We start from the raw sequence: 5,661 nt of genomic DNA on the forward strand, positions 1-5,661 counted from the left end.
ATGCAAAGATGTGGGAATTAGTTGATTTGAAAAAATAATTCTTTTTCGGCATTGCGGCTAGTGGTCGTCACGTTGTTCGCCGCAGCGAACAGCATGACGTCGTACACAGAATGACGGTTCTTTTAACTGTAATACCAATTCTTAAACTAAAATAGTCTTTCGCCTGTGGCGGATTTGGTTTGTAGAATGGTAATGACGAACTACATCCCGAAAGCTTTCTTTTGGACTATTATATATTGAGTTTCGGTATAAAATAAAATTTGTTTTACAAATATTTTAGTTATATTTGCTCGGTCTATGAAACAAACCTTCATGGATCAATTTTTATGCTAAAAAACAATACAAAACATGCAGTGGTGCTAGCAATAGCAGCCCTTGCCAAAAAATCAACACACACACACACACAGGCTCAATTGCGACATTTAGGCGAAAGCCAAGCTGGTGGAAATGGAGTGTTTTAATAGCATTATTTATGTTAGTTCAACTTCAAAATGCTTTTTCTTTTACAATATCTGGGACTGTTTCGTTAGATGATGTCAGGAATAAACCACTATATGGTGGTGGTAACCCTATTACATTAATGGAAATTCCTACCAATCAAACTTGCTCATTATATTCATCTTCTTATCCCACCAAAGAAATACTCAAATTTGCAAAAGATATAGGATATATAAAAATAAATAAAGGAGCAAAACTTTATATTACTGACGGAGTACTGACATCGGCAAACAATACTGCTGATGATATGTGGTATGGAATATATGTAGATGGAACCTCCACAGCAGTACAAAATACCAGTTTAATTAATACAAATACGCAAGGATATTTATTTATGGAAAGAGTTGAGTTGAAACATGTAAAGAGAGGCTCATCTAGTAGTGCAACTCCTAATAGTATTTGCAAGGGTGCCATCACTGTTAATAGTGGAGGAATAATTAGAATTTACAAATCAACTCTTGATGATAATGAAGTTGGTATTCACTTTGAACCTTATGCTAACTCCAATATTAGCATGGTTCATTACATCACTTTCCAAAATTCCAATTCCTTTGCCACTGACCTAACTTTTAACCAAGCCTATAAATATACTGATAGGTATGTTGAGATTGACCAATGTGTAGATATAAAAATGGCCAATGACCATTTTCTGTACAATACAAGCTATTGGAGTGGTTCAACCTATTGGGCTATGGGCATTTATAGCTTAGGTAGCAGTTTTTCGTGTTTTGGTTGCGACTTTAATAGCCTTTACTATGGAATATATAGCTCATCATTAGGTGGAACTTACGGAATGCATATTGACATATGTACGTTTACTGAGAATGATAAGGGAATATATATATCAAGCGGAGCAAAAGAAAGAATATATAGGTCTACCTTTAATTATGATAGGAATAACTCACCCCGAAAACGTGCGGGTATTTATGTTTATTTATCACAAGGTATTGACATATATGGCAATACATTTAACTGCAATTACTTAGATGCGGCAAGTCATAATTCAAATTTAGATCAAGAATTGCTTTATAGTCCTTCTAATCCTTTTTTTGCAGACATAAATTTTGGGGGCTTGGATCCTAATCCCAATACTTGGGCTTTTACCAGAAAAATATATAAGAATAAACATTATAATACCGGCAATTTTTGGAATATTGGAATTATGCTTGTTCTTGACTATCAAAAATTATTGATTGAGTGCAATGAGTACAATGATATGGCTGCTGATTGGTTAGTGTATTCAAATAATGGCACTGGTTCATCAGATTTTGTTCAGGGTTCGAGTAGTTTTGCAGCAGGTAATACATTTTCAAACCAGGAACCAGTGAATGCTGATAACTGGCGTTATTTGAATGGCAACCATCAAACAGGCTCTCCTTTTTCTACCACCTACGATTATTATTATTATAGCCGTCCTGGGGGGAGAGTGAATCCCGCAGAAGTTATTACGGGAACTTCCATGGGCTTGGGTATAAATTCATATACTGCAGCCGCTGATAATGGTTGTTCAGATTATAATTTAGATGGGCCATGGAATTTCTTAAGCAAAGAAACAGTATTATTAATTGCGTTGAATAAAGCAACAAATGATAAGCAAGTAGGTGATTTGTTAAGACAATTAGTACTGTATTATCAGGAATATAACGAAATAGGTAAAGCTATCGATTTAATGAAAAAGTATAATCAGAATGGGGTTGCTGATTTCGAAATCACCAAGTTATATATTCAGCAAAAAAATTATGCCGATGCCACCGAATGGCTATTAACAGTTAAAACAAGTAATGAACATGCAGTAATGCTGAAGAGGTATTTCAACGTCGTATTAGGTGTTTTATTAGATAAAAGGGTATACCGTCAACTTACAAAAAAAGAAATTGAAGAGCTAGAAAAAATATATAATACTTGTACCCTTGCTGGAGTGTATGCTAACGAAGTATTGAACTATGGTACAGGAAAAAATTATCCAGAACGAAACTGCATTAGTGGTTCTGCTACTGGTGTATCACCCACAGTAAATAAAAAGAAATTAAAAATATATCCTGTTCCTGCTTCAGAATATTTTATTGTAGATAATGATGCAGGGTTAACCACTGCGAATATTAGTATATTTAATATTATAGGCAAGAAGGTACTCACTCAAAAACTTGAGGCAAATAGAATGGTGAATTGCCAATCATTGCCATCTGGTATTTATACCTATTCAATTACAAGCGATACAAATACTTTTTCTGGAAGTATTCAAATAGTTCGATAATAAATTATGAAATTGGGTGGATAAATTTATCCACCCAGTTTTTTTACAATGAAAAGAATTCTGTTCGTAACACTAGCTTTGTATTGCTATAACTTGACAGCACAAGATTGGCAGTGGTGCGATTTATATAAGAAGCATACAGATGGAAATAGCTATTACGATTATAATTCAGCTACAGAATTTAAGTATAAATTAGACAAATATGATAACTTATATGGTTTTGTGCAACCCTATACCATTAGCGACGAAGTGGGGAAAAACAAAAAAGATTCTTTTATTTATGAAACTTTTGTAAAACTGGGAAGTGATGGTAATGAGGCTTGGAGATTTGAGCTCATAGCTAAAAATGTCCAAAAATCACAATTTTTTTTACCCAACGATACAGAAATATATATCTTTACTAATTATAGACCCAATCCTTTATATGCAAACATTTATAATAATTACATATATGCTGGTAAAATACAGCTTATAAGTGTGTCAAGTAATTTCCCTAGTTTCTATAATCTTGCATTAATAGTACTCAACACTAAAGGTGAATTTAAATATTTTAAAAATTTGTTTATTGATATACCTAGCAGCAGTCATGAACCTCAAATGGTTTTTCTAAATAATAAGTTTTATTTGGCTTTAGAAAATTTTCATTCTACAACCTCTGTTACTTGGAAAATTTTGAACTCAAATAATGATACTATAACATCAATAATACCTGAAACCAACCGTAAAATATTGTTTCAAATGGATTCGGTGTTTAATATTAGCCCTGTTTTTTTTGATACTGCAAGTATACCATTTGATATAGTAAATTACGATGATAAAAATATTTATTTTTTACATTATAAGAGTACTAATGATAGACATATTTCTATTATGGAATTTAATACAGTTTCTAATAAAGTAACAGAGTATAATAATAGTATATATATATCGTCTTTTGGGAAAATACGTTATGATACTGCAAGTTATATTGCCTGGGTTAGCTCAAGGGGCAATACAGATACTGTTACCATTGATAATGTGCCATTACCTCTTGATATTACCACCAATACAAATTATTATTTACTAAAATACGAACATAATTATAAGCTTAAAAAGTATAAGCATATAGCCATACCAGATAATTTTATATTTGGTATTAGGGGGGGCGTGCATACAGTAAAAAATTATGGTCAAGTTTTTATATGTTACTATAAGAATTTAACAGATTCTATTCTTAAAATTGATAATATAAAATTTCCAATCAATAGAGCTGGTCAATATTTTATTATGATTATCGATACGGATTTAAATATAATTAAAATAAATTTTTTGAATGCACATATTAATAAACTACCCAATAAAAAGTACGCACCGTTATTGAAACCAACAAATATTTTAGCTGGCAATTGTGGCAATGTTTATTTATTCACTATCGCCTTTGTTAATTATGAACAAAAAGAGCCAGATAGCACAACCTATAATACACAATTATATATGGGCAAACAGAAATTTGATATTAGCTTGTTAAATAATAGTGCTAGTTTATTTTTGTTTAAATATAATATAGATACAGCAGGGTTCACCTATTCAAATACATGTGAAGGCATTAAATTAAAACAAATTTTCGCAAAAAAATATAATTCATTTGCCTGGTATGCAAATTATAGTTTAATAGGTGTTGGCGATTCAATAGTGCACAGGTTCAATAATCATGATTCTTTATTAATTACCTGTAAGGCATCATCCAATATTGGATGTAATACTGTTTTCTCAGATTCAATTTTTGTAATTGATATTAATCCTCATATTGTACATTTAAAAACAATTACTGATACTTTTTGCGAGTTTAATATCTGTCATTTTAAAGATTCTTTTTATACAGATACTGCAACTAAGTTTACATGGCATTGGTTTTTTGGAGATGGCACGGACAGTATTGTAAGTTCAAATATTCGCGATATGGGAAGTATTAATCATATCTATACAAAATCAGGTAATTATTCGGCTAAGTTACTTTTCAATAACGGCTTTTGCACAGATACTTTTACTAGTAAACAGCCAATATATATTACTCCTGCACCTCAGCCTGGCTTTCAAATAAGCCCCAATAATGGTTGTGTTCCTCAGTTGTTTAATTTAAAGCCTTTATATAGTGATACGATTGTATCGGAGAAATATTTTATATATAACAGTGTAAATAATTTGATAGATAGTTTTGCATACAAGCCTAATTCACCATCAATTCCGATAGGTTTCAAATTTAACCAAAAAGATACAGGTACAATTTTTATAAAGCAATTTTTAAATGGCACAACGGGTTGTATAACACAAGATAGTGTTTCCATAAGATTAAATACGCGTCCTTATTTAAAATTGTTTAACGATACATTTATCTGTAGTAATGAGGTATTACAGCTTTCAGGAGGTGATGGACCCTATAAATATTTATGGAATACCCGTGATACCACAAAAGATATTATCATAAACATGGCAGGAACTTATTGGATAAAAGAAACAAATGGTGGTTGTGAAGTGAGCGATAGTATTATAGTAAGTCAAGATTTTAATGAACATTGCAAATTTAGTATATCAATTTTTCCTAACCCTTTTGGCTCCGAATTTAATATTGCTATCTATTCCAGAACCCTGCAAAACGTAAACATTCAATTATATGAAACCACAGGAAAACAGGTAGCTAGTTATAATAATATAACTGTGAACCAGTTTGCTACATTAGCAGTGAATTCAAGTGACCTAGCTGCGGCAATGTATATTTTGCATATAACAACTACTGATAAAAAATTTACTTATAAGGTTGTTAAACTATTAGAGTAATTCTCAAACATATTATATATATTATTGTGATGCAAAGATGTGGGAATTAGTTGATTTGAAAAAATAATTCTTTTTCGGCATTGCGGCTAGTGGTC

2 protein-coding genes are annotated in these 5,661 nt (G+C 31.5%); both read left to right on the forward strand.

Features of this window, described 5'->3' with window-relative positions; all coding sequences use genetic code 11:
• Positions 1-472 precede the first annotated feature (472 nt).
• A complete protein-coding gene (locus SGJ10_00560; protein MDZ4756613.1) occupies positions 473-2,752 on the forward strand; it encodes a T9SS type A sorting domain-containing protein in 2,280 nt (759 codons plus the stop codon).
• A 48-nt stretch (positions 2,753-2,800) separates the two neighbouring features.
• Entirely contained in the window at positions 2,801-5,566 is a 2,766-nt protein-coding gene (locus SGJ10_00565) for a T9SS type A sorting domain-containing protein (GenBank protein MDZ4756614.1), read from the forward strand.
• The last annotated feature ends 95 nt before the right edge of the window (positions 5,567-5,661 follow it).

The sequence above is a fragment of the Bacteroidota bacterium genome, from assembly GCA_034439655.1.
Taxonomy (GTDB): Bacteria; Bacteroidota; Bacteroidia; order UKL13-3; family UKL13-3; genus CANJUD01.

What these genes read in the sequence shown, in the direction of transcription:
- SGJ10_00565 (MDZ4756614.1), top strand. Translation starts at nt 2,801, where the DNA reads ATGAAAAGAATTCTGTTCGTAACACTAGCTTTGTATTGCTATAACTTG.
- SGJ10_00560 (MDZ4756613.1), top strand. Translation starts at nt 473, where the DNA reads ATGTTAGTTCAACTTCAAAATGCTTTTTCTTTTACAATATCTGGGACT.